The sequence below is a fragment of the Arthrobacter sp. Soil761 genome, assembly GCF_001428325.1.
Classification (GTDB): domain Bacteria; phylum Actinomycetota; class Actinomycetes; order Actinomycetales; family Micrococcaceae; genus Arthrobacter.
The window spans coordinates 206,215-231,991 of record NZ_LMSF01000031.1 but is presented as its reverse complement, the minus strand read 5'-3'; the positions used below and the strand labels follow the sequence as shown (position 1 = coordinate 231,991).

Below are 25,777 nucleotides of genomic sequence, written 5' to 3'. Positions count from 1 at the left end.
GTTTCGAAGTCGACTGCACAGTCTGTCCGAACCCGTCTGTACATGGTCGGGACTGCCCCGGCTTTGGTTGGCTCGGGGTCTCAGGCCGCTGTGAGCGCGGTCCGGTTGATTATTTCATATTCGATGGGCGTGAGTTTGCCTAGCCGTCTTTGCCGTCGCCGGAGGTGGTAGGTTCTCTCGATCCAGGTTGTGATGGCCAGGCGGAGGTCCTGCCTGGTGAGCCACCGCTGACGGTCCAGGACGTTCTTCTGCAGGAGCGAGAAGAACGATTCCATCGCAGCGTTGTCTGCACACGCACCGACCCTGCCCATCGATCCGGTCAGGCCGTGGTGCCGGAGTGATTCGGCGAAACGGCGGGACCGGAACTGGGACCCTCGATCCGAGTGCACCACTGTCCCTGCCGGGCGGCGTGCCCGCACCGCATTGTCCAGTGCGGCGACGGCAAGCGAGGACTTCATCCGGGCGTCCATCGAGCAGCCGACGATCCTTCCGGAGTAGACGTCCTTCACCGCGCAGAGGTAGAGCTTTCCTTCTTCGGTGGGGTGCTCGGTGATGTCCGTCAGCCACATCTCGTTCGGGGCCGTGGCGGTGAAGTCCCGCTCGACCAGGTCGTCGTGGACCGGCGGCCCGGGTCCGCGGTTCAGGCCACGCTTCTTCGAGAACACCGACCAGATTCCGTGGTCCCTGCACAGGCGTTGGGCCCTGTTCTCGCCCGCCCTGATGCCCTTCTCCGAGAGCTCGTCGGCGATGAACCGATACCCAAACGCCGGTCGTCGGCATGGATGTCCAAGGCTGCGTTGACCAGATGCGCATCGATCCAGTAATAGCCTTGCTTGCTGAACTTCAACACCCTGCAGGTCACCGCCACGGGAACACCATTGGCGGCAAGATCCGTGACCAGCGGGTAGATTGTTTTGGGTTGATGTCACTGGCCAGACAGGCAGCCGCCCCGCGCAGAACCTCATTCTCCTGCTCCAACAGTCGGTTCCGCTTCTTCAACTCCCGCATCTCGGCCGACTCCGCGGCCGCCGGCCCGGCCCCGGATCCTTTACGTTCGACGATGGCAATCCAGCGCTTCAACGTCGTGACTGAAAGCCCGAAATCCTTCGCAATCTGCGCCAAAGGCGCCTCGCCCTTCCGGGCCACATCAATAACGTCCTGGCGGAACTCCGCCCCATAAGCCGTGGGCATGGCCAACATCCTTCCACGAGCACAAGCTCGCTAGCTCAAGGAGTCAACAAAACCGGGGGCAGTCCCGGGCGACAACGTCCGGGGCACCGAAAATCTATTTCAGCCTAGCGACTAGCACGCGACAGAGGTGTGGTTGAAGTACCGGTTGTTGTAGTTGTACGTGCACTCGGCACCAGCACAGTCGATCGATGTGTGGCCGCCCGATCCCGCTATGACGGACCTGTGCTTGGATTTTGTGGCAACGCCTTGGCGCGCCAGGCATAAGCAGCTGGTCCGTCAGCCTCTTGGCAGTCTTTTGCATCACCTCTGTACTGTGCACTGAAAAATTGCTTGTGATACACCAAACGGCTGCTCGCGATTCCGTCTTGCCGACGAACCACCGAGCTGAACATCCGTCTGCAAGGCAGGAACTCCCCCCGAAGCGGGGACAGACTTCGAATTGCACCCGGGGGGCACAAGCGTCGGCAGAGCCGTGACCAAAAAGAGTTTAGTTGACGACGGCGATGTCCGGCGCCCAGAGATGCCGGGTGATGCCCCCGTCTTCATCCTCGGCGCGTTCACCAAGTTCGATGGTGATAAGCTCGTCCCCCTCATAAGCGGGACTCAGCTCGAGCGCAAGATAGTCAAACAACTCTCGCTCATGCACTGCGATGATGACCTGTCGTTCGTTTTGTTTCGACAAGAGACGGACGAGGGCAGCGAACTGCGCGACATGCACCTCGTCCATCGCTTGCACAGGGTCGTCGAACACCAGGCAAGGGACGAGAGGCTCAACTGCGAGGTGGAGCGCGAGAAACAGCGACAGCGCTGCGGTGTTGAGGTTGCCTGCGGACAACATCATTTGCGGTGGCCCGCTGGTTTCCCCGTCGCGGTGAATGGTTTCCAGCTTGATGTCGAAGGTCTTCTTGGCCGCGGTTGGGATGCCGAATCTTGGAATGAAGCTCTCGTCGGGGGCGAGTCTGGTGAACACAGACTTCCATACGTCATTGAGGGACTCAGTGAAGACGCGGTGAACGATGGCGGTTCGCGCTTGTGATGCGGCTTCGTGGACCTCTTTCGCCACTCCTTGACGGCGTTTGGCTTCCCCGAACCGGTCTTCCCATTGCTTCTTCTGTTCCACCACGTCAACCACTTGACGACCGATCAGAGAGTCACGCTCGAGGGCTTTCACCAGGAGAGCAGCTTGCTCAACGGCCTTCTTGCTCTGCTCGGCCTTGCCTTTGAGGCGGTCAACGTGAGCCTCTGCATGGTCACGCAGTTCGTTCAACACAGCCGGGAAATCCGGGGTCGTTGGCACGGCTGCCCGCAGCACGTCCGCATACTTTGCGATCTCTCGGCTGATGTGTACCTCTTCCAAGGTTGCAACCTCAAGGTCATCCAGTGTCTGTTGAAGATCGCGCTCGGCCCGCTCTAGGTCTTTGCCATAGGACTTCGCCAATTCGATATCACCGACCTGGACAGCGAGTTCGGTAAGCGTCGTGAGACGGCCCTCGATGGACTGCCGCTGGTCTGGAGTGAGTAGGGTGCCCGAAAGCTGGGTGAGTTCGACTTCAGCACGTGCAATTCGTGCGACCAGGTTATCGCGATCCTGGCGAAGGACCACGAGTTGCTGGCCATGCGTCGCTAGGTCGGCAAGTTTTCCATCGATGTGGGCCAACAAATTGTGCGCGGCGGTTTCAGCGAAGTCTCGATCACAGACTGGGCATCTGTTGCTTTCTACGGCCACAGCGCGGGCTGCGGTAAGGCTCTCCATGAGTGCACTTGAATGCTCGTGAGCCTCGGTAAGCCTCGTTTGAACTGCATCAAGCTCGGCCTGGCCGCTGACCAAATCCGTGCGGACGGACTCGGTCTGCCTGTGAAAATCCAAATCGCTGCGCAGTTTCTGAGCAGCAACATTCTTGGCATGTTCGATCGCGCTTCGCAGATCGGTCTGGAGGTTGGCGCCGGCGGCCTCCGCGGCTGCTTCCCATGCCTGAATCTCTACCCCGCTCGTGGCTTCCCATTCCTTCCTTCGGGTCGCCGTGGCTGCTAATGCGGTGCGTGTCTCCTCGAGGCGCTGCGGGGTGGGGCGCTCAATGAGCGCGGAGATGCGACCGCCTAAGGCGATGAGCTCTTGCTGGCGTCTTGTCGCATCCTCCAACTCTGTACGGGTGGAGGTGTCGTGGCGGAGTGCATCCGCGTACCCGAGGAGGGCCTGATCGGTCTCCCGTTGGGCCCCACCCCCACCATGGTTTAGGCCTGCGATCGTCTCGCGCAGCGCGGTTCGCGCGCTGGCAACCTCCGACCGACACTCGGCCAACAGGGCGGTTTGTTTCTTGAGTTCCGCTGCTGCAGCTTTTGCTTCACGGTCGGCGTCGTCTACGCCAATTGCGAGCTTCTTAAGAACCCTCAGGTCGAGGGCCTCACGGAGTCCGTCGCGGAGGGCATCTAGCTTCTCCAAACCGAGGAGTTCATTGACGAACTTCTCCAGCGCCGACTGATTGCTTCCTTCGCGGTCCTGATACAGATCGAGCAGACGACTCAGGGACGCCTGGTCCAGATAGCAGCGTTCGGCGTAAAACTGAGCCGCCGACGTGCTGAACGCCGGGGTCCCTTCCGTACGCGCACCGCCCACCGTCAGCGGCTGCCCGGGATTACCTGCTTGCAGACTCTCGGCGACATCGACACGAACGGTCGCGTATGGCTGACCGAAGAATGGTAGATGAGCTCGGTAGCGCGGTGAGCTCCGTTCCATGCTCCGGATGGAACCGGTCAACGCAAGCTCGAGCGCGGACAACACGCTGGTCTTTCCTGTCCCGTTGGGCCCATGAATGAGAACGATGGGGGCATCCAGCGGGAACTCGCGCGTGCCCTCGATACGGCGAAAGTCCGAAACCGTCAGTCGACGAACCGGAAGGTCACGCATCTTCGCCTCCCTTCTTGTCTGTCCAGCCTGCCCCGGCGTTCGCGTACCGCCGCAGAGCTTCCCGGACTGCTTCTGGTCCGTCTTGGGCGGCTTGGATGAGTGCAATGTGCTCCGATGATGCCTTAGAAGGTCCAAGGGCACCCATCACATCATTGAGCGGGTCGCTTCCATGCATGAGATCGGCGTTGGGGAGGCTGAGGGGCAGCAAGACAGCGACTGCTTCTTCGATTTCGGATACATCTGGTGTTGCTGACGATATGGGAAGGATCCGTGCGTAGCGTTCGAGCTCCAATCGATCTCTGGCAGCAAGTCCGCCGAGAATCACGAGGCTGACCGGGCGACGAGACTCGGCCAAGTCGAGGGAACGAGCTAGACCTGCGACAAGGCGCTGCAAGCGGCGAGGAGGAACTTGGTCAGTGGCAATCAGTACCAAGTCATGCGAACTCTTGGTTCCTCGCGCGGCCGCTTCGAAGTCAAACTCTGTACCAACGATCGTCAAGGGCTTCGGCAGCCGTTCGAAGCCAGCGCGTTCGAGTACAGCGAGGACGTTGAAGACACTCGTCATTAGAATCCTCCTGCCAGCTTGAATGCCTCATACAACTCGTCAACTGAGGACGTCTCGCACATGCTGGATGCGACGTTGAACCGTCCAGCGCCGGACTTGCCATCGCGTCCATAACGGGACCTTGGGGACCTGGTCTGCGTTCGAGGCTCCTCGTCCGCAACGACGACCAGAGCACTCGCGTCGCCTTCGTCGAGTGCACCATCCAACTCGAGCCCCGTCAAGGCAGTGGCGTCCTTCACGAAGAAGATACGCGCATCTTTGGGACCGGCTAAAAGACGGATCACGCCACCGTCAGGTGCTTTACCGTGGCCTGGCTCAACCGACCACTGTCCGACGCTGAGTCCTCTACCAATGAGGGCCAACGCGATGGCGAGCCGACCGAACTGTTTCGATGGGTAATCCGGGTTGAGCACCGCATGGGCGATGGGACGCTCCGACAGCGGTTCGTAGCGTTTAGTAGTCTTATCCGGGGTCCGGCCCGCGCGGAAGATTGTCAGAGCCAGATTCACGACCTCAATTAAACGGGCTGTGAACTCGCGCTGAAACTCCAAGATCTCCGAAAACTGGAGTGTTTCAAAGTTGTCGGGCTGAGCAAGGCTGGCGGCAAGGTCGCGCAGCTCGAAGAGATGGGTCTGCAACGGCTGCGCGGAGGCCGGCTCCCAGACGCCCTCAAGGCTATGTTCGAGCAGGTAGCTCAGCTTCTCCGTGAGAGACGTCAGAACCAAAGCCAACAGTGTCGGCTTGGCGTACGCCCCCAACAGAGCAGAGTCCGCGATCGCCTTCGAGTTGCCCTGATGATTCTCACCAAACGTAATTTTGAGCAAGAGCCGGTGGTACGACTCGAGTCGCTCTTCACTGAGCACAACGGAAGGAGGAGCCGCGGGAAACGGGCGGGAAAGGTCCTGAATGGAATTCGCAAACATCGTGTGGATGTTCGCGTCCTGCGCCGACAGGCCCAGCATCAGGGTCAGTCTGTCCGTGTACAGCGTTTCAAGATGCTTCCGCATTGACCGGTTCTCTTGCTTCGTGGTCCATGTCGAGATTTGCGAGTCACGAGCAATGAGACGTTCTCGATACTCCCCCTGGAAGTCTCGGGCGCGCACCGCGCACCCGTGGAACTTGATGATGTCGATACGCGGGCCATGGTCGCGGAAGTCGTCAGGTTTCACCACCACGCGGACGAGCGACGCAAATGCCGGGGTCAGTTCATTCAATGCCTTCTCGAGAAGGCCATCCCAGTTGGCCGTGACCGCTGTTGGCACCAACCCTTCCAGCAGGAGGATAGCGATGCAGTAGTGCTCTACATCTGGTTCAAGATCCGGTGCCCCGTACGTGTCTGGAACATCGAGCCCGGTCCAGACGAGATAGTCTTCCGGACTATCGTCCCCAACGGGTACATCAAGCACACTTGAGTATTTCGTCACGAGTGCGGCGAGGATTTGCTTCCGCAGATCCCAGTTGCTGACCCCGATAGAGAAATCGATAGATTCGAGCTCTTCTCGGGTCAATGGCGTGAGCCGAAGGACTTCATCGAGCGCTATCCGGTACTCACATTCAGGGTCACCTGGATCGATGTGCGACCGGAGATGCTCTATTACACGCTCGAGGAGATCGTTAACATTCGGCACCCGCTCGCGCGAGATCCCCGAGCCCAGCCAAAAGACGTACTGTCCCTCATTGAAGCCAGCGGAGAACTCTGAAAACGTTGAGTCAAACTTCTCCAATACAGCCGGAACTGTTCTTGCAGGTTCAATGCTCATACCAGCCCCCAGGTGCGAAACGTCTCCGCGCCTCGCGGTTGGGCGACACGTCAGTGCGCGTTCTCACCCATCTTGCCATGCCTAGCATGCCACTTAGCGCGGTCTACCTGGCGCGTGTCACAGTGGCGCGCCCGTTGGACACTGACCATGACTCGACGTTGGATCCAGCTAGAACGGCTGCCAGCATTGCTTCAGGGTGAAACGTAGCTCCATTGACCAGGTCGGTACCAGTCTTCATTCTGAGAGGTCAGGCCCGCGGCCGCACATGGCGCAGGTCTCCGCGGCTGTTGTGGTCCCATTCCGCAGAAATGTCGAGTCGCGGAGTCTGAAAGCTCGCCCGGTGTGAACCACTGTACCCCGTGGTCGCCGGCAAGGACGTAGGCCACCATGTCGAAGAATGAAGGGCCCATCGAGTAAGACAAATGCTACATGAAACAAGCGACGAGGAGTGGGGGCCTTTAGTCCCCAAAACCCAAAAAGTCAAAATTTGTCAACATTACTCACGCCAAGAAGCTCTTGACCTGCGGAAACACTGTGCCCGAGGTGGGACTCGAACTGTCTTTCGGACCTTGCAAAGACTGGGAGCCCGCGGAAACATGCGGAATTCGAAGCAGTCCGAGGACACTATTACCCGATCCGAGACCAAGACTGTGGACAAGGTCCACAGTCCGATTTCCGGCCGTCGAAGCCTTCGACCTACGACCGCATCCCGCAAGGAAGGGATGCGGTTTTCTTTGTGCTTACAGATTCGACTCGCCCTCCCGGTAGGTCATGCCGCCTGACGCTTTGGCGTCGATGGACAGGCAGAAGCACAATCGCTGCTTGTCATTCTGATATATCCCATGATCGCTGGGCGGGCCCTCCGCGCAACCAGGGCGCTACCGCGCCGACCCCTCAACCGAAAACTTCTTCATTGGAAGACCGGAGCATTGGCTCCAGCTGAAGTTTTCGTCCCGGCGCCGGTCCCCCAAGTTGCACTCCGGCCCCTCATCCCAGCGGTTGGTCCCCTACCAGAACGACGCGCACAACCATTAACCGCAGAAAACACGGCAACACAAAGGGTGAAGGGAAACAGGGATCATGGAAAAGCTTACGATCAAAACACCATCAGATGTCCTCAGCTTCATCGGGCACACCCTGGGCTTCTGGCCCCAGGAGAGCCTGGTCTGCATCACCATGAACGACAACAGCATCGGAGCGACCCTGCGCATCGACCTCCCCCGTCAAACCGGCCAGGAGCTCCCCTACGCACGCACGGTCGCCCACTACCTCACCAGCGACACCGCTGCCACGTCCATTCTCTTCGCCGTCTACTCCAGCGAACCCAGCCAACCCGGGCAGGCCAAACCGCATGCAGCCACCATCGCCGCGCTCACCGGCGTCCTCGCCGAACACGGCATCACCATCCGCGACGGACTCTTCGTCGGAGGCGAAACCTTCTCCCCGTACGACGACGAACCAGGCACCAGCCTCGCCCTGCCCGTCAGCTCTACCCAGACCAGTGCGATCAACGCCGAATTCATCTATCGCGGCAGCTTCATCGAACCCACGGACCGGATCACCGTCCCAACCACGAGCCAGGAAGCAGCCAAAGCAGCTGCCGTCGAACACCACATGGAAACGATCGCTTCCCAACCCGCTGACACCGCTCTTCAGGAAGGCCGGAAACTCTGGGCCACCATGCTCGACTCCACAACTTTCCCGACCGACGACAACTGCCACGCACTCATCGCCAACCTCCAATTCCCAGCAATCCGCGACCGGCTCATCGCCGACATCCCAGGCCTCGACGAACCAATGCAGCAGATCCTGTTCGCCCAAACCCAAACCGCCCCACACTGGTCCCGCATCGAATGGGCACAACAACTGCTCCTTCACGCCTACACCCGTACAAGCCCCCAACACGCAGCACCCGTCCTAACAGCCATCGGCTACATCAACTGGTGGGAAGGCAGGGGCAGCAAAGCCCACCAATTCCTCCAACTCGCCATCGACACCGACCCCGCCTACCGCCTCGCCCGCCTCAGCGACCAAATGATCGGCTCCGGCATCGTCGCCGGATGGAACATGAACAAAAACACCGCCTACAAAACACTGCCCCACGACTTGACGTGACGACGCTGGTGCAGCTGTGGGGATCGTGCTTTGCTAGATTCGATGACTTATGGAGACTTCCTGGGACTGTCAGATTAACGGTGGGTCTGGCCTGGCACGTGGTTAGTTAATTCTTTTCTCGAATTGATCGCGAACAGCGTTCAAGGCCGCTTCCACCTCGTGGCCCATCGCGCCCGACTCTGCCCTGTGGGCTCAAAGGAACGGGTCACGAGGTAGAGGCATTTCAGGGCCGAGGCATCGGTCGACTCATGGCCGCGGGCCCGCAACGCGCGCCTGTAGCGGGCGTTGCGGGATTCGATCGCGTTGGTCGAACAGATCACCCGGCGGATCTCGGCGTCACAGTCAAGAAACAGGGCGAACTCGGCCCAGGCGTTGCACCAGAGCCGGCCGATCGCCGGGTAACTCACTTAGCCTCGAATTCCCCGAACCGTTTACAGGCGGCCGCTTCCGTCGCGGCGGTGTAAACGGGCTTGAGGTCCCGGGAGACTCGTCCCAGTGCGGCCGGGGCGCATAGCGGTAAGTGTTGCGGATCGATGGATCACCCACGCCTGGACCGTGGACTGAAACCAGACCGTGGTGATCGCCTCGAGCAAGCCCTTCAGCCCGTCGCTGGTTAGGTGCCGGCGCGAAATGGTCCGCCGGAAACTCTTGGAACGAGCTCGCGGATATGTAGTTTACGTTTCCCCGGAACGGCTACGGCAATTAACGTGTCACGAAGTACCTTTGGACGTCGGGCACACACCGTGCCCGGATACGGTGCTGGGGTTCCGTTTGCCACGAGTCAGTTACGCGAGGGTGGCCGGGAAGTGGATGAATTTGTCCTTTAGGGCCCGGGTGGTGCCCAAGGCCTGAAGGAGTCCTTGCGCGGTGCCGCCCTCAGGGTGGTTGCCGTGGACGATCACGATGTCCCGTGGCGTAGCGGCTGATAGTTCCCGGGCAACGATTGAAGCAGTGAAGGTAGCTCCTCCATCTCCATTGATACTGAAGCCCACTGGTGTGAGCCCCAGTGCGTGGACCATTTGTGCGGCTACATCGTCCAAATATGCCGTCCCAGGCCGGAAAAAGCGTTGGGGGCGTCCGGTTAAATCTTCCAGAACGGCGTTGCTGGTGATTATTTCGTCGTAGATTTCCTCAACTCCTTTCGTTCCGGGGATGCCGTAGGCGCTTTTTCCGTTCACGGACAGGGGAGAGTGGGCTGAGCCGTGATTTGCGAGCTCGAACAGAGGATCGTTCGCGAGTTCCCGGCTCACCGAAGGATTGGCCCTAATCCAGCGGGAGTTGAGGAAAAGGGTAGCTGGAATCTCGCTTTGCCGCAGGGCCTTCAGTAAGAGCATGTCCATGGCGCTGCCATCGGGTCCTCCGCAAAAGTCCACTGTGAGGGCCGCTCCTGCCGAATTTGCTGGTAGCCGTTTCAGTACCCCTGGCGCTTCCAATCCCCAGTAGACCGGAACCTGGCCGGTGAAAGACGCGACTACGTCCCCACGGCTGGGAACAGACCGCGTTTCCGGTGCTCGAGGGGTCAGGGACACGTCGTCTCCGTCCGGAAATGCACTTAGCCTCACATTGTTGACTTCCCGCGGTTCCATCTGCTCCGATCTGCCGTTCTGGCTGAGGGTTTCCAGCAGCGGATAGGACATGAGGCAGATTCCGGCACCAAGTAGGTACCGTCGGGAGAAGCCTTTGGTACGGCGTGCCCGCATGTGCCTAGCTGTCATGGGACCGCCCCGCCTGTTGGTTCCACGTTAGGTGGCAGTTCCCAGTCCCTCCACAGGACCCGCATGCTGATGGCCGTTTCCAGCGCTGGCTTATTGATGTCCAGAGGAAGTTCAAGGGATATACCCAGCAGCGCCGCAACGGTGGGCCGAAGACCGTAGTAGGAATTGATCCCGACTACGGTTGTGACGGCAAAAATCGGGACCGCAGCTACAGCCAAAACTCTTTTCCACCGAGGAGACTTCCGGCAGCTTACCCCTGCCAGGACCGAAGCGCCGACGAAGGAAGTAAACCATGCCCTAACCTGCCACGGCGGATTGGTTAACACATCTAAAACGAACTCGAACACCCACAGTGCCAGCGACGCCAGCAGAGCGCCCCCTGTGAAAGTCCAGGCCGCCGCCAGCCACCACAGAGGAACCCTGCGCCAACTGAGGACAACAAGGAGCCAAGCTGCGAGAACCGTGAGCGACCACAACAAAACGCCGTCCACAATGTTGTACGTAAGCAGGAAATCCATTGGCAATCCCGTTTCTATTTGAACTTGCGGCGGAAGAAGCGCGCCTATGGGTGCTTGTTACTACACGTTTCGAGGGAGACACACGAGACAGGCCGAACGGGGAGATGAACCCACACTTGAAGGGAAACGACTGGTTTGGTAATCGAACAGCCTGTATGCAAGCCACTGCTCTCGGAGAGCAGTGCGCTAAAGCAAGCGGGTGGACGTACGGCTGTGGAGTTCAAGTGTCGACCTACGCGCTGAACAGCTGCTCTCGAATTTGGCTGGCCTGGGCGTCGCGCCTGAAAGCACGAGGCGTCCGGCCGCGTGACTACATTCGGTCATCTCCACCCTTTGTCGGGTTGTTGAGCAGCTTGCGCCTCTAGGCAACAGCGGTAGGCGGTGCCACCGGCGAGCAGCTGTTTCGCGCATCACGAGTAAAGCACGCCCAGCTGTTAGTTGACAACCGCTTACAGTGTCTCTACTTGGCGAAATTTTGCTAGCTGGGCCACGTACTTGGCAACCGGTTGACATTCTATGACGGAGATCACTAGTTTTGCTTCAAGCAGGTATTGCTTGGTCACCAGAACCGACAAAGGAGTTGCGAGAAGTGCATAAACAGAATCGTCAAAGCTTCCGGCTAAAGACATGGAGCAGGGCAGTCACCTTCGCAGCAGCCGGTACCTTGGTGCTAAGCGGTTGCGCGGGGCCGAGTCCAGAAGGCGCCAGGGACGGTGAGAACAGGACCCTCAGAATCGCGGTAAATGCCGCCCCTCGGTCGCTGGATCCGGCGCAGCTTGACGGCGGTGTCCAGTCATACATCTGGGGCTCCGTTTACGACACCCTCCTCTACTACGACAACGCCGGAAAGTTGCAGCCGAACGCAGCTGAGAGCTGGGAAGTCAGTGACGACGCGCTTACGGTGACTTTCAACCTCCGGCAGGGAATGACGTTCAGCAACGGGAACGCTGTCACGGCCGAGGCTGTGGCAGCCACTTTGGAGAGGAACAAAGAGACCCCGGGCCAGCAGCAGTCGAAGATGGCAGCTGTGAAATCAGTGGATATAGCCGACGAATATAGAGTCGCAGTACATCTTTCGAGCCCGGATCCCTCATTCATCTACAACATGGCGCTTGATGCCGGCGTGATTGCGGACCCAGCAACCGTAAATGAACCGCGATCAGCCACCGCCCCGGTAGGCTCTGGTCCCTACGAGCTGGATATGTCTGCCAGCGTCTCCGGTTCTTCCTATGTGCTTCAGAAGCGCAAAGAATACTGGAATGCGGATGCTTACCCCTTCCAGTCCCTCACGGTACGCATCCTCCCGGATCAAACGGCGGCACTGAACGCACTTCGCTCCGGGGAAATAGATGTTTCGACAGTACCCGCCAACCAGCTCAGCACTTTTAGCGCGAATGACTTCAACATCGTTCATACCCCTTCGTCCTCGGTCGGTTACCTCGATCTGGCGGACCGGGACGGCAAGGTGCTGTCCCCCCTCGGCGATATTCGTGTACGCAAGGCGATCAACTACGCGCTCAACCGCAAGGAGATCGTAAACAAACTGCTCTCTGGCGGAGCACAACCCAGCAACCAGCAGTTCAATCTCAAAGGCGAGGCCTACGACTCCCAGCTCGAAGATGTCTACCCTTACGACCCCGACCAGGCGAGAAAGCTCCTCTCCGAGGCCGGCTACGCCGGCGGGTTCGACGTCAGCATGCCGAGTACGCCCCTGTCCACAACGTTCGAGCCAACCATCAGCCAAGCTCTGAGCGATGTTGGAATCCGAGTGACTTGGGTTCCCGTGCCACCGCAGAATGCAACGCGGGCCGTGGCTGCAGGAGAATACCCGATGTACTTCTTCGTCGTCGGCACGGACGTTATGCCGCGCGAAGTGCAGCGGCAACTCCACAGCGCCTCCCAAAACCCCTTCAACTGGTCCTCGCCCGAACTCCAACGACTTGAATCCGAAGCCAACAAGGAACTGGACCCGCAGGAACGGGCGAACAAGTATAAGGAACTGAACCGCTATGTCGTTGAAAACGCACTGTTTGCCCCGTTGTTCTTCCTGGGGAAGGACCTCGTCACTTCGAAAAACGTCAAATACCTCGGCGACGGGACCAACAACTTCAGCAGCATCCGCGCGTTTGACGTCTCCTGACGGCAATCCGTGCAATTAGCCGAGCGACGTGGTCCCCACACCTCGGTCAAACACTCAACGCCAACAGAAAGCAACTGCAGCATGCCTCGAGACCAATTCCCGCTCAATGTGCACAGCACTGACCCTCAGGCCTTGGACCTTCCACCTGTCCAGTGGGCCTTGGAGCAGCTGTCCGCCGCCCGAGGGGCGTCCGACGCTGCTCTGGGGACTGAACAGCTCACCGTCCGGTTAGTACCAACAAGCGACAGCTCGACGCTCGAAACCGAGGGACTAAGTGATACGCCCACAGATCCTGAATCCTTTGGGCTCCGTGTGGAAATCGAAGCAGGCGCATCCGTACGGGTCACCGTCGCCGCATCTGATGGTCGAGGCTACGCATATGCTCTGACTGAGGTTGCCGAGCGCATCAAGTTTGGAGGAGCCGATGCACTATCAAATCAGGTTCATTACGAACGAGCGGCGGCACCAGTACGGGGTATCCAGCGTTCCTTTTCAAGCGCGCAGGAGGACCTGCCCTGGTTCCATGACCGATCTTTTTGGAGTGAGTATCTAGACCATCTGGCTAAGCAGCGCTTCAACAGATTTCAACTTGCCCTCGGCATGCAGTACAACTATGGCGCGGGCATGGAAAGCCGGACAGCCAGCGACAATTACCTATGCTTCGCATACCCGTTCCTTCTGGCTGTACCCGGGTTTGAGGTGCGGGCGCAAGGAGTCAGCAGCGGTGAGCGGGACCGGAATCTGGAAACGCTTGCCTTTATCGCAAAAGAGACCCGTCGCCGCGGTATGAGCTTCAACCTGGGACTGTGGAATCACGCCTACGACTTCGGGCACGACTCCATGCACTGGTACCCCATCCTGGGAATCAGCCGGGACACGCATGCCCGCTATTCCGCGGCGGCACTTGCCAGATTGCTTGAACTGATCCCGGAGATTGATGGGTTGACTTTCCGGGTGCATCATGAAGGCGGGATTCATGAAGAAGGTCATGAGCTTTTTTGGGACCAGGTGTTTGACGCCGTTTCCAAGGCCGGGCGTCCTATGGAGGTGGATATGCATGCCAAGGGCGTCGACGAGGCCCTGATGACCGCCGTCGACAAGCCCAATATCCGTGCAACGATTTCCGCAAAGTACTGGGCGGAGCACATGGGACTTCCCTATCATCAGGCATCAATCCGCGAGATGGAGCTCAAGCAGTTCAACTGGCCGGGTAAGGACAAATCTGTAACTGGTGTAACTGACGGTGAAAGGCGGTTTACCCGATACGGGTACGCAGACTTCCTGTCCGAGGACCGGTCCATTGACGTTATTTTCCGTATGTGGCCCGGCACCCAAAAGCTCTTGCTGTGGGGTGACCCGAGTATGGCGGCAGGCTTCGGCAGGTATGCGACCCTTGGGGGTTCTCGAGGTTTGGAAATCTGCGAGCCCTTGTACTTCAAAGGTCGAAAGGGGACGGGTCAGGCTGGCACACGTGACCCTTACATCCGGCCCGATCTTCAGCTGGGCATCAATGATTGGCGCAAGTACCGTTACACGTATCTGCTTTGGGGCCGCCTGCTTTACAATCCGGATACCTCACCAGAGGTCTGGCAGCGGTTTCTCCAAGCCGAGTACGGCCCAGCAGCCAAAGGCATCGAAACAGCACTCGCCTCGCTGAGTAAGGTGTTGCCCCTCGTCACCGTCGCTCACGGGGTTTCGGGCGCCAACAACTTCTACTGGCCAGAGATGTACGTCGACTTGGCTATCTCCTACTGGAAGCAGAGCCTGCATTACGCTTTCGACACTCCAGAACCACGGACTTGGGAGGGCGTAAGCCCGTTCGATCCAACACTTTTTTACGGTGTGGGAGAGTACGCCGATGACCTGATAGCGGGACAAGTCCAGGGAAAGTACACGCCCCTCGAGGTAGCTTCCTGGATTGAGTCGGCGCTTGCTGCTGGTGAGTTGGGAATTTCTGAGGCCACGCCGCTTTGTGATGAAGGCGATCCTCAAACACAGCGGACACTGATCGACCTGAAGATACTCGCCGAACTGGGACGCTTCTTCGCCGGTAAGTTCCGGGGGGCCGTTGAATACGCGGTCTATCGTCGGACCGACGACAAAAGCGCGTTGGAACGAGCCATCGGCCTGGTCACAGAGGCGCACGCTGCTTACGCAAGAATTCCGTCCATTGTTAATGGCGTGTATCGCAGCGACCTGCCGTTCGGCACCGGCCCGTCCGAGCGCGGTCATTGGTCGGATCGCATAATGGCGATGCGCGAAGACCTCTACCTTCTCAAACTCGAACTCGACCAGGCCCGAGAACCGAACGCGGGAAAAATTCCTGCAGTTATTCATCGCTCTACACGTCGCTCATCACCGGCGAGTTTGGAACATGACCACCGCTTCGAACGGGCACGTCCCTTTGCTGTTTACCTGCGAAACGCGGAGCCGGGCATTACCGGGGCCACCTTGCACTACCGACACCTGCATCAGGGCAAGCGCTTCCAGAGCTTGGAGATGAAAAAAGACGACGGCGGCTTCGTGGCGTCAATCCCGGCTGATTACACTGCAAGTACCTATCCCCTCATGTTCTTCGCGGAGGTGCGGAATGATGCTGAGGGGCCTCTGATGATCCCGGGGTTGGCTCCAGACCTCTCAAACCAGCCGTACGTGGTTGTGCACAGCGTGGCGTGGGACATGCCCTAGCCGGTCCGGTATCGCCCAATGGATCAAGTTGCGCGCCACGGCACGGGGATCTTATCTCCAGCGCCCCCTAAGGAGAGGCAGTCTCTTGACCCGCACACGATGCGACGTCGGATGGACAACCAGTTGTAGCGGTCTTCCGGCAAACCAATAGCTTCGGGGCTGCATTCCAGCGTGGAGTCACAAGCTGGGACGAAGGGTTCGTCCCAGGCATGGCCGAATTATTGGACGGAGCACGGCGAGGCCGGGTAGCGAGAAGCACCATTTGCCGTCGCGTCTTTGGCAGCTTGCTTGACCCTATGCGTCCCTTTGCAGCCGGCGGAAACACGGGAACCGCAGGGTGTTAGGTCCTTGTGCTCCGGGCCTCCGCGGCAGATTTTAAGTGTGACTGAGTTAGCTGGTGCAGTGTTTTCGCTGCACGATGGCATCTTCGTCGTTCCAGTCCCAGAGATGTTCTTGGAAAGGCTACTGATCGTGGGCTCTCAAGCGCGCAGTCTTTTCCGACCCACGCACCGTGGCCTCGTCAGGTTTGGCCTGGGGCGCCTGGACTTTCGCCGGCGCGTGGACCACCAGCACGGCGATCTCGCCGGTGGCCGTGGCCTTGCCGTTGGAGATGGTGCTGCTGAAAGGTCATCGATGAAGACGGCGGGGATCCTCAGGCGGTCCAGTTGTTTCGTAAATAGCTAGGTCGTTCGAGGGCAGCTAGTGCTCTTCTTTGACGACTTTGAGGTGAATCCATGACTCGACGTTGAGGACTTCGGGTATTGCCCGGATTTGGTCAACGGCGCGGAGCGCTGCGTTTGCGTCCGTTCCGTGAACGGTGGCGATAACGTCGTGCTGGCCGATACTGGAGGCCAGGAAGGTAAAGCCCGGGATGGCCTCGAGTGATTTGGCTAGCTCCAAAGCTGTTCCTTTGATGCGCAGGCCAAGCCCCATGCGGGTCACTCGTTCCTGAGAGGCCGGGCGCCAGGTAAGTCCAATTTTGACGACTCCGGTGTCCAGGAGGCGCAGGACCCGGGTTCTTGCGGTTCCTGTTGATATTCCAAGGGCAGTAGCCATGGTTGCGTAGCTGGCACGTCCGTCCTGGCGAAGAATTTCAATGAGGGCGAGATCAAGTTGGTCGATGACAAGGTCTTTGATTTGAGCAGGATGCAGGACGTCTATGAGGAGTTCGGTGTAGATGCTGGTCCGCATATAAGTCACGCCTGGGATGCGGCGGATGTCGTCGATGCACGCTTGTAGTTCCTCGTGGTTCTTGGCCCTGACTTCTGAGATCAGGGACATGAGCCCGGCCGTGATGGATACAAAGAGAACCCGGTGATCTTGGGCGATCTGTTCGGCCAGCCCATGGACCGGGGACGCAGCGTCAATGGAGACATGGGCCATGACAGGCAGCCCCACGACGGCGGGGTGGGCCAAGCCAATGACTCTGACACCGGACTCGGTCAAGAGCGCTCTCAGACGGCGGGAGGCCGAGACGCGGTTCAAGCCAACTTTGTGGGCAAGCTCGGTCAGGGTGATGCGGCCGTTCGCGAGCAGCTCCTGGAGTATCTGGTCATCGAGCTCATCCATAAGTCATCCTCACCCGCTTTCGTTACAAGAAATTTTCCGACCGCCCAGACTCTTCACATCAGCAGCATGGCAAGGCCTCCTGGCCCGTTATGTGATTATGCCATGTACTGATGGTTTACATATCAGCATTCCATCCCCGCGAGAATAAGTTTTTGCAATTTTCGAGGTCCTACCATGTGAAAAGCGCCACACCCGTGGTGCCCTTCGATGAAAAGGATCGCCATGAAGAAGTTTGTCTTTGGTTCTGTAGCCGCTGCCGCAGTGGTGGCGCTGACCGGGTGTGCGGGGGGAGCCGGCGCTTCCTCACCTGAAAGTGCCAGTGGCCCTCAGGGTTTGCTGAAGCCCGGCGAACTCAGCGTGTGCATGACGCCGCAATACAAGCCTCTGGAGTTCTACAAGGATGGCAACACCGGGACCCAGCCGATTGGTTTTGATTCCGACGCGGCAATTGCGTTGGCGGACTCATGGGGTGTGAAGGCCAGATTCTCTGACGTGGCCTTCGACGGGCTGATGCCGGCCCTTCAGGCTGGGCGGTGTGATGTGGTGTGGTCCGGGTTGTACGTCAGTGAAGCCCGCCAACAGGTCGCCGACGCCGTGCCCTACCTGAAAACCGGCTCGGTGATCATCGCCCCAAAGGACTCGAACATAAAGAGCGTTGAGGATTTAGCAGGAAAGACAGTAGCTGTTCTTGCCGGAGGCGCCTACGAGGCCAATCTGAAGGAACTCTCAACGGCGTTGAAGAACAAGGGCCTTCCTGATCTGATCCAGCAGTCATACCCGCAGAACACCCAGACCTCTGCCGCGGTGACGAACGGCAAGGCTGACGCCCTGATCGATACCGACGTTTCTGTCGGTGAAATCGTTGAGAAGACAGGTGGGAAGCTTCAGCCGGTCCCCGGAATCTTCGAGGCAGATGCTGTCTTCGGCGTTTACGTCAAGAAGGGCTCAGCCCTGACGCGTGATATCCGTACCGGACTGAGAAAGCTCGCCGATGAGGGAAAGCTGGCCGAGATCGCCAAAAACTACTCGCTGGACGCCAGCCGCCTGACTGAATCGGCGAAGTAATGGACTTTGACCAGAGCATTTTCCTTCAAGCCCTGACTTCCAAGGAGTTCCTATCGGGCGCGGCCCTTTCCCTTGAATTGGCTGCTGTCTCCCAGGTGGCCGCTACCCTGTTCGGGCTCTGCGTTGCCCTGGCTGGCATCTCGAAGAACAAAACCCTTCGCAGCTTGGCCTGGGCTTATGTATGGTTCTTCCGTTCCGTGCCGACACTGCTGCTGCTGCTCATCGTTTGGAACGCAGCACCGCAGATCATTCCAGCGCTCCGGGACAGTTGGTACACGCCGTTCCTGGCGGGGTTTGTGGGTCTCTCAGTCGTCGAAGGCGCCTTCATGGCAGAAATTCTCCGTTCAGCCCTGCTGAGCGTGGACGGCGGACAGAAACTCGCCGCTCGGGCCTTGGGGCTGACCCCGGCACAAACCTTCCTTCGGGTCGAACTGCCACAAGCCATCAAGGTCGCCCTGCCTCCGACGGGCAACGAATTTATCGGAATGATCAAATATACGTCGCTGGCCTCTGTGATCTCACTGCAGGAGCTGATGACAACCGCCCAGGTCCAAGTAGCGAGCACCTTCCGATACGCCGAATTCTATTCGGCCGCGCTCGTCTATTATCTCGTCATTGTCAGCGCCGTGATGGTGCTCCAGCACCAGGTCGAAAAGCGATACCGGTGGGTTTCCATACCTGCCAAAACCCGGCTCCGGGTTGAGCGCGTCCCCGCAACCCTGAAAGGACTCTGATGTCCGAGATCACCACAACGCCTCGTCAAGCCGTAAAGACCGTGCTCGAAGTGAGGAACCTCCACAAAACGTACGGGAATCAAGCAGTTCTAAACGGAGTGGATTTCACCGTGGGCTCCGGTGAAGTCAAAGTAGTCCTTGGCAGGTCCGGATCAGGGAAATCAACGATGCTGCGTCTGATGGCCCTCCTGGAACCCCTCGACGCCGGAGAGGTCATCTTCAAGGGCAACAGGATCGGCATCGACGCCAACAACCGGCCTGCACGTGAACGGGCCCTGGCCCGCCAGCGTTCCGAGATCGGCATGGTCTTCCAGCGCTTCAACCTCTTCGCCCACCTCACCGTCCTGCAAAACGTCACCTTGGCCCAACGCCTGAGCAGGAAAGTCAGCGCCGCCGAGGCCAAGGCCCGGGCCGCTGAAATGCTCAACAGGGTCGGTTTGGGTTCCCACCTTCGTCACTTTCCAGGCGAGCTTTCCGGCGGTCAGCAACAACGGGTCGCCATTGCCCGCGCACTGGTTCTGAACCCCTCCGTGATGCTCTTCGATGAACCAACCTCGGCTTTGGACCCCGAACTGGTCAATGACGTCCTGGCCGTCATGGAACAACTTGCCGCAGATGGCATGACGATGGTCGTAGTGACCCATGAAATGGGATTTGCCCGGCGAGTCGCAACGGACGTTGCCCTCTTTGACCAGGGCGTACTCGTTGAGCAGGCACCGCCAGAGGAGTTCTTCACCAACCCCCGGCACGAACGAACCCGCGACTTCCTAAGGCACATACATTGAGCACACCCGCACCCCAACAAGCCGCCCTCCCCACATCCCTACAGTGGTACGCGATTGAAGAAGTCCTCCCAGGACTGACAAAGATTACTGAACCCCACGTCCACCCATTACTTCGAGCAAACATCTGGTGGATACGCGGAAAGCGAGACATTGTGATTGACGCCGGCTTGGGAGTCGAACCGCTGCGTTTCGCGATTCCGGAAATGTTCGAGAGGGATCCACTCCTCATCGTCACCCACGCCCATCTGGACCACAGCGGCGGCGCCTACGAATTTGACGAAATAGCGATCCATGAAAGCGAGGCCAAGGACCTGGAACATCCTTCACCTGCATCGCTGGAAACCCATGAACTTTATGCGTCCCTCGGAATGCCTATGGACGCCAAGGCCAGGAAACAACGAATGCTCGAAAAACTCCCGGATCCGAACTACCGGCCGGATCAATACCAGCGGCAGCCAGCCCGGGCCACCCGCCGGCTACGCAATGGCGACGTCATCCGGACCGGCCAGACAGAACAGCTGGAAATAATGGAAAGTCCAGGACACTCGCCAGGAAGCATCTGCATTTTCGACCGTACCAGGGGATGGCTGTTCACGGGTGATGTCCTCTACAAAGGGCAGATACTCGACGAGATCCATGGCTCAAACAGAGCTGACTACGTCAAGACGATGCAGAAAATCCAGGACCTCCACTTTGAAAAGGCGTTTCCTGGACACGGTGAGATTCTCGATCATCAACAAGTGAACGCGATAGCCGGCGCCTACGTCTCAAGGCACCAGAGGGACAACCCACCTCACCTTGCGAGCATGATCGGATAACGGTGGACATGCCACAGGACGGCCCGTCAAGCGCTGTGACGGCGGAAAACAGCGATAGTGGCATCGCTACGGCCACTCCATACAGAACTCAGGGTCTTACACCTCACAATGGGGATGAAGAGACCGAGATGCAGCACCTGATGGCAAAATCAGCACAGTTCGAAAGCGGCGCGCATCTATTCCTCCATAGCTCCTATACGCCTGGTCAACGAATACGTTTCGAGTACAAGGGACGTGCTGCCGCAGGAACCGTTGACACTGCAACGGATGATGATTCGGTCGTATGGGTCTGGCTTGATGGAGGAGGCGGACGAGTGATGCTGTTCCCTGACCCAGAAACAGTTATTACCAAGGAGGTTCCTGTCGCCGCGAAAACCGAACCCGGGACGTTGAACGGTGCTGCGCCCTGTTGGTGCCGTGCAGCTTCCGGAATCTATAAGACGCTCGTCTGACACGCCGGCTCCCCCAAGCCCGCTGCGGGGTGTGCGTCCCCGGCGCCGGACCGGACGGCAGACAAGAACGTCCGCCTGGTATGGGGCAGAATCCTGCCTTATGAAAGGAATATTTCTAGTGAGCCGTGGTCTGCAAGGGTTGGGCTGAGTACCCCTCGACTTTGAGGAACAGCCTTCTGCTGTCGTTGGCTTTACTTTCCAGCCACAGCCCATCACCAGCGTGGGTGACCTCTTCTACGTACCCTGTTCGCACCACCACACCGTCATGGCTGATCCGGACCTCCTGACCCCTAAGTTCGCACCAGTCTGGCTGAGAGTTGTTTCCCATCTTCTCCACCTTTATTCCCCCCTTCTTCTCGGATTTTCTTTGACAGCCGCCGGGAGTACGCAGCTAGCACCGCGGCCACTTTTAGTCGGCGATGTAGAAGAGACGCTTGTTGACGAATTCCTCCATACCCAGGGGTCCGAGTTCCCTACCGAAACCGGACCGTTTGATACCGCCGAAGGGCATGTCCGGCCCGTCTGCTGCGGCTACGTTGACATTGGTCATTCCCACATCGAGTTGCTCCGCGATTTTTCGGGCGCGCTTTTCGTCGTTGCTGAAGACGGCACCCCCGAGACCGTACTGGGTGTCATTTGCCAGGGCCAGGGCCTCTTCGTCACTGGACACCTTGTATACGACAGCTGCCGGGCCGAACAGCTCCTCGTTGTAGGCGCGCATACCGGGACGTACTCCGGTGAGGACCGCGGGAGATATGTACGCGCCGAGGCCAACCTGGAGCTCTCCGCCGGCGTGGAGCGTGGCGCCCTTAGTCACGGCATCCTTTAACTGGTCCGCCAGAGCTTCAGCGGCTGCTCGGGAAGAAAGGGGACCATACGTCCCTTCGGATTCCTCGGCAGGATTTCCTGACTTTAGGCCTTCTGCTCGTCTTGTCAGTTCGGCTACGAAGTCATGGTAGATGCCTTCCATAACGATGATCCGCTTGTTGGAGTTACAGGCCTGCCCCATGTTGTCCATCCGGGTTTCCCACGCCGCTGCCGCTGCTGCTGCCACGTCATTAGTATCGAGAACGATGTAGGGGTCTGAGCCGCCGAGCTCGAGCACGGCTTTCTTGAGGTGTTTGCCGGCGAGTTCGCCGACGATTGCCCCGGCACGTTCGGAGCCGGTCAGGGAGACACCCTGGATCCGCGGGTCAGCGATGATGTCGGCAATCTGGGCGTGGCTGGCCAGAAGGTTGATGTAGGCGCCGGCAGGAACGCCGGCATCGTCCATAATGCTTTGAATGGCCTGCGCCGACCGAGGGCACATTTCAGCATGTTTCAGGACGATGGTGTTGCCAAGCACCGGGTTTGGTGTCGCGAACCGCGCTACCTGGTAGTAGGGGTAGTTCCACGGCATAATGCCCAGCAGCGGTCCCAAGGGGAGCCGCTGGATGACGGCCCGTCCCCCACTGATGGCGTTGATTTCCTGGTCTGCGGTCAATGCCGGGCCGTTGGTGGCGAAATAGTTAAAGATCTCCGTGCAGAACTCCACTTCACCCTTGGCCTGGGAGAGCGGCTTGCCCATTTCTTCGGTGATGATCGCTGCAAGCTCGTCGGCGCGTTGTGTAAAGAGTCCAGCGACGCGGGCTGCAATCTCGGCGCGTTCGGTGATGGAACGCGACCGCCATGCTCTAAAAGCCTGCTCCGAGAGGGTGAGCGCTTCTTCAACATCAGCATCGGTGGCGGTAGGAAACTCCTCGACAACTTCGCCCGTGGCGGGGTTAAGCACCCTATAAGGGGACGGAGTACTGCTGCTGGGTTCGGCTTTCATATTGTGTTTCGCTCCAATAGTGGTTGTTCAAGCCCGTGGTGACGTCGGCCCCGCACTGCCTCCGGGTGCGGGTCAGGCCGTGGGACGGGAAGCTGGAGCCGCCGGATCCGAACCGGGGCAGATGCTTTCTGACTGCAGTACCGCCCCGTGGATTTTCAGGGCGTCAAAATGGAACGCAGCCCGGTACCGGCTGCAAGTTCTTCAAGAGCCAGAGGTGCCTCGGACAAGGGGCGGACGCTGTCGATCAACTGATCGAGTGGCAGGTGCCCGGCCAGGTGAAGTTTTGCCAGGCGGGGGATGTCGACCTTGGCAACGCTTGAGCCATAGTTGCAGCCCAGAATGCTTTTGCCCTGGTCGGCCAAATCGTAAGGGTCAATGCTGGACCGGGCACCCATGCGGGTCATGCCTACGAGCACGGCTGCGCCCCCTGGTGCAAGGAGACCCGGGAGGGTCTCGATAACTTTCTCGTTTCCGATGGCTTCGAAGGCGAAGTCCACACCGCCCAGGAGATCGCGTACGTAGTCGGTGAGGTCAGTGTCCGCAGGACTCACGACGTGCGTGGCGCCCAATTCCTTGGCTTTTGCACGTTTCTCGGCTGATAAATCAACGGCGATGATCGGGTTAGCACCTGCCAGCTTGAGCCCCATCACGACTGAGAGGCCCACGCCACCACAACCTATGACGGCAGCGGAGGTACCCGCAGGCACTTGTGCCGTGTTAAGCACCGCGCCCACACCAGTAGTTACGGAGCACCCCAAGAGGGCACCGATGGCAAAGGGCAGGTCATCGTCTACCTTTACAGCGGCAGTTTCCGGGACCACGACATGGGGCGTGAAGGTGCCCAGACCAAGATAAGGCCACACCTCCTGTTCTTCGCTGTCCGTAAAGGGAGTGCTCCCGTCAGGCAGGGTGTTGGCCAGGGCCGTGGTGCCGGTGCAGAGCCAGCCCCGGCCGGCGGCGCAGTTGCTGCAGCGCATGCATGGGGCGAACCAGGAAAGCACCACGTGATCCCCCGGTTTCACTGTTGTCACGTTGGGGCCGATTTCTTCAACGACGCCTGCGGCTTCGTGCCCCAAGACCAGCGGTTGCTCAGCCGGCCAGTCCCCGTTCACAATATGCAAGTCGGAGTGACAGACCCCTGTAGCGCGGATGCTTACGCGAACTTGGCCTACTCCCGGGGCTGTCAGGGTTATCGGCTCCTGCCCTACCCCACGTCCCGTGCGGTAGGTCGTTGCTTCGGTCATTACTACTTCTCCTTATCAAAGTCTTTCGACCTTGGGTCGTTTTGCTGCTGTATCCAGGTGTGGTTCGGTGTGGCAGATCACATGATGTTTTGAAGTGCCTCCTGGCAGGGGCGGGCGGTCAGTGCTCGGTTTGCGGGGCGGGCTCTTTGTGGATGACCGGCTGTGCGAGGTGGGGTTTGGCGATGACGAGGTTTATGAGCCCGGCGGCCATCAGTACCGAGAAGATGACGATGACTGCCCATACGGTGACGAAGGGCGCTCCAGGTGTTGCGAATTCCGGTCGCGGCCAAGCGACGTTCACCGCTTCGAAGGCGAGCCAGGCCACGGCGAGGATGTTGATGATCAATCCGAAAGGTCCCAGGCGGAAGGCTCCGTCTTTCGGATTCCATCGACCTCTAAGCCGGGTGACGAGCGCGGTGACGGCAATAATGAGGAAGACGATGTAGAAACCGCCGGAGCCAAAAGTTATGAGCGTTCCAACGGCGTCCCCTTCCAGTCCCAGCAGCAGTCCAGTTGCTCCCAGAATGCCGGTCACAATGAGCGCAATCCATGGGACCTGGTGGCGGTTGACACGGGTGAGTGCCCGCGAGAACGGCAGTTGACCTTCGCGGGCAACGGCGAAGATTCCCCGGCCAACGTAGGTCTGGATGGAGACGGCGCAAGCCAGGAAGGCAACGAGTACCAGCACGATGAAGGGCTTCTCTGACCATGGGCCGAAAGCTTCAACCACGGCCGTGACGACGGGGTCGAACACGACCCCGGTGACGGCGCGGGCGGGGTCCTTCAAGGACAAGGTGACGGCGAAGGCGGTCAGAAGCACAGTGAATCCTACAAAAAGGAAGGAGCGGAGCAGCGCCTTGGGCACGCTGCGGCGTGGGTTCCGGGTTTCTTCGGCCATTTGCGTGGTGGCGTCGAAGCCGAGGAACGCCCAGCCGGCAACCGCCAGTGCCGTGGTGAAACCAGAGACTTTGAGGGTCTCGCTGCCTCCGGCCCCAAGGGTTTCGAAGAGCATGGGGAAGGGGTTGTTACGGAATACCAGGAGCAGCAGGACGCCGATACCGATGGAGGCGACCGCTTCTGCAGCGATTCCGGCATTCAGGAAGAGATTGAGTCCGCGGACTCCGAAGAGATTAACGAGAACCGCGAACACGGAGAATCCTGCAGCGCACGCTAAGTGCGTAAGCGGCTCGGGGTTTTCTCCGGTCAAGAGCAGCCAAACCCATGTGCCGCCGAGATAGGCCACTGTTGTGAGCGAGGCTATGGCTGATGCCAGGTAGAGGAGCCCGAGTAGCCACCCGGATTTCGGCCCAACGAGCAGCCTGACCCATTGGTATACGCCCCCGACGATTGGAAATTGCGAGGAAAGTTCGGCATAGACGAAAGCGACCAGGAGTTGTCCGGCGAAGGCGATCGCGACTGCCCATACCCAGCCGGGTCCGGTCAGTGAGAAGCTCAGGGCGAGAACACTGAACAGGCCCACAACAGGGGAAATGGTTGCGAACCCGAGCGTGAAGACGGACCAGACGCTCATTCACGCTTCAACTGAGCGGTGTAGCCAAATTCCTCCAGTTCCGCATCGTCAGCGGCGTTCTGGTCAATGGACGCTGGGGCGGACCTGGATTGAGGGCGGGTGGCAGAAGACATGGTGCTCGATTCGAGAAATAAGGGGCCCTGGATTCTGACTCGGTACCCAGGGGCGC

The 25,777-nt window shown here is 59.2% G+C and carries 17 protein-coding genes and 2 pseudogenes; 8 read left to right on the top strand and 11 right to left on the bottom strand.

Annotated features, from left to right (window positions below; all coding sequences use genetic code 11):
- Positions 1–80 precede the first annotated feature (80 nt).
- From ASG79_RS21345 to ASG79_RS21325, 4 genes and pseudogenes are all read right to left on the bottom strand, one after another.
- A pseudogene (locus ASG79_RS21345) lies at positions 81–1,191 on the bottom strand (IS3 family transposase).
- 487 nt (positions 1,192–1,678) lie between these two features.
- Positions 1,679–4,096 carry an AAA family ATPase gene (locus tag ASG79_RS21335; RefSeq protein ID WP_056393917.1) on the bottom strand — a complete coding sequence of 806 codons (2,418 nt, stop codon included), beginning with the start codon at positions 4,094–4,096 and terminating at the stop codon, positions 1,679–1,681.
- On the bottom strand, positions 4,089–4,661 hold the full coding sequence (locus tag ASG79_RS21330; RefSeq protein WP_056393915.1) for a hypothetical protein: 573 nt from the start codon (positions 4,659–4,661) through the stop codon (positions 4,089–4,091). Before ASG79_RS21330 ends, ASG79_RS21335 begins: the two co-directional genes overlap by 8 nt.
- Positions 4,661–6,421, bottom strand: coding sequence for an SIR2 family protein (locus ASG79_RS21325; RefSeq protein ID WP_082581877.1), 1,761 nt, complete (start codon positions 6,419–6,421; stop codon positions 4,661–4,663). The genes ASG79_RS21330 and ASG79_RS21325 overlap by 1 nt, the downstream gene beginning before the upstream one ends.
- A 1,080-nt stretch (positions 6,422–7,501) precedes the next feature.
- On the opposite strand from ASG79_RS21325, the gene ASG79_RS21320 reads away from it, so the two are divergent.
- Positions 7,502–8,536: a DUF4192 domain-containing protein gene (locus tag ASG79_RS21320; protein ID WP_056393911.1), complete on the top strand. Its 1,035-nt coding sequence runs from the start codon at positions 7,502–7,504 to the stop codon at positions 8,534–8,536.
- A gap of 140 nt (positions 8,537–8,676) precedes the next feature.
- On the opposite strand, the pseudogene ASG79_RS24245 reads toward ASG79_RS21320, so the two are convergent.
- The 3 genes and pseudogenes from ASG79_RS24245 to ASG79_RS21305 all read right to left on the bottom strand — a co-directional run.
- Positions 8,677–9,153, bottom strand: a pseudogene (locus ASG79_RS24245) (transposase); the annotation flags it as partial.
- Positions 9,154–9,321: 168 nt separating this feature from the next.
- Complete coding sequence (locus tag ASG79_RS24240; protein WP_377204369.1) at positions 9,322–9,909, bottom strand: polysaccharide deacetylase family protein; 588 nt, start codon at positions 9,907–9,909, stop codon at positions 9,322–9,324.
- Between the two features lie 338 nt (positions 9,910–10,247).
- Positions 10,248–10,769 (bottom strand): hypothetical protein, encoded by a 522-nt coding sequence (locus ASG79_RS21305; RefSeq protein WP_056393906.1) that lies wholly within the window; start codon positions 10,767–10,769, stop codon positions 10,248–10,250.
- A 589-nt stretch (positions 10,770–11,358) separates the two neighbouring features.
- On the opposite strand from ASG79_RS21305, the gene ASG79_RS21300 reads away from it, so the two are divergent.
- Positions 11,359–12,909 carry an ABC transporter substrate-binding protein gene (locus tag ASG79_RS21300; RefSeq protein WP_162256844.1) on the top strand — a complete coding sequence of 517 codons (1,551 nt, stop codon included), beginning with the start codon at positions 11,359–11,361 and terminating at the stop codon, positions 12,907–12,909.
- A gap of 312 nt (positions 12,910–13,221) precedes the next feature.
- Positions 13,222–15,597, top strand: coding sequence for a hypothetical protein (locus ASG79_RS21295; protein WP_156400257.1), 2,376 nt, complete (start codon positions 13,222–13,224; stop codon positions 15,595–15,597).
- Positions 15,598–16,296: 699 nt separating this feature from the next.
- On the opposite strand, the gene ASG79_RS21290 is transcribed toward ASG79_RS21295, so the two are convergent.
- On the bottom strand, positions 16,297–17,166 hold the full coding sequence (locus tag ASG79_RS21290) for an Lrp/AsnC family transcriptional regulator (protein ID WP_056393900.1): 870 nt from the start codon (positions 17,164–17,166) through the stop codon (positions 16,297–16,299).
- A 222-nt stretch (positions 17,167–17,388) separates the two neighbouring features.
- Here ASG79_RS21290 and ASG79_RS21285 point away from each other — a divergent pair, with 222 nt between their 5' ends.
- From ASG79_RS21285 to ASG79_RS23645, 5 genes are all read left to right on the top strand, one after another.
- Entirely contained in the window at positions 17,389–18,231 is an 843-nt protein-coding gene (locus ASG79_RS21285) for a transporter substrate-binding domain-containing protein (RefSeq protein ID WP_056393898.1), read from the top strand.
- Positions 18,231–18,965 (top strand): amino acid ABC transporter permease, encoded by a 735-nt coding sequence (locus ASG79_RS21280; RefSeq protein WP_056393896.1) that lies wholly within the window; start codon positions 18,231–18,233, stop codon positions 18,963–18,965. The genes ASG79_RS21285 and ASG79_RS21280 overlap by 1 nt, the downstream gene beginning before the upstream one ends.
- Entirely contained in the window at positions 18,965–19,750 is a 786-nt protein-coding gene (locus ASG79_RS21275) for an amino acid ABC transporter ATP-binding protein (protein WP_056393894.1), read from the top strand. Before ASG79_RS21280 ends, ASG79_RS21275 begins: the two co-directional genes overlap by 1 nt.
- A complete protein-coding gene (locus tag ASG79_RS21270) occupies positions 19,747–20,568 on the top strand; it encodes an MBL fold metallo-hydrolase (RefSeq protein WP_082581873.1) in 822 nt (273 codons plus the stop codon). The genes ASG79_RS21275 and ASG79_RS21270 overlap by 4 nt, the downstream gene beginning before the upstream one ends.
- Before the next feature lie 128 nt (positions 20,569–20,696).
- Positions 20,697–21,020, top strand: coding sequence for a hypothetical protein (locus tag ASG79_RS23645; protein ID WP_156400256.1), 324 nt, complete (start codon positions 20,697–20,699; stop codon positions 21,018–21,020).
- Positions 21,021–21,429: 409 nt separating this feature from the next.
- Here ASG79_RS23645 and ASG79_RS21260 read toward each other — a convergent pair whose 3' ends face one another.
- The 3 genes from ASG79_RS21260 to ASG79_RS21250 all read right to left on the bottom strand — a co-directional run bounded on the left by ASG79_RS21260 (position 21,430) and on the right by ASG79_RS21250 (position 25,608).
- Entirely contained in the window at positions 21,430–22,833 is a 1,404-nt protein-coding gene (locus ASG79_RS21260) for an NAD-dependent succinate-semialdehyde dehydrogenase (protein WP_056393890.1), read from the bottom strand.
- 155 nt (positions 22,834–22,988) lie between these two features.
- Complete coding sequence (locus ASG79_RS21255; RefSeq protein WP_082581872.1) at positions 22,989–24,077, bottom strand: zinc-binding dehydrogenase; 1,089 nt, start codon at positions 24,075–24,077, stop codon at positions 22,989–22,991.
- A 118-nt stretch (positions 24,078–24,195) separates the two neighbouring features.
- Positions 24,196–25,608, bottom strand: coding sequence for an APC family permease (locus ASG79_RS21250; RefSeq protein WP_200953215.1), 1,413 nt, complete (start codon positions 25,606–25,608; stop codon positions 24,196–24,198).
- Positions 25,609–25,777 lie beyond the last annotated feature (169 nt).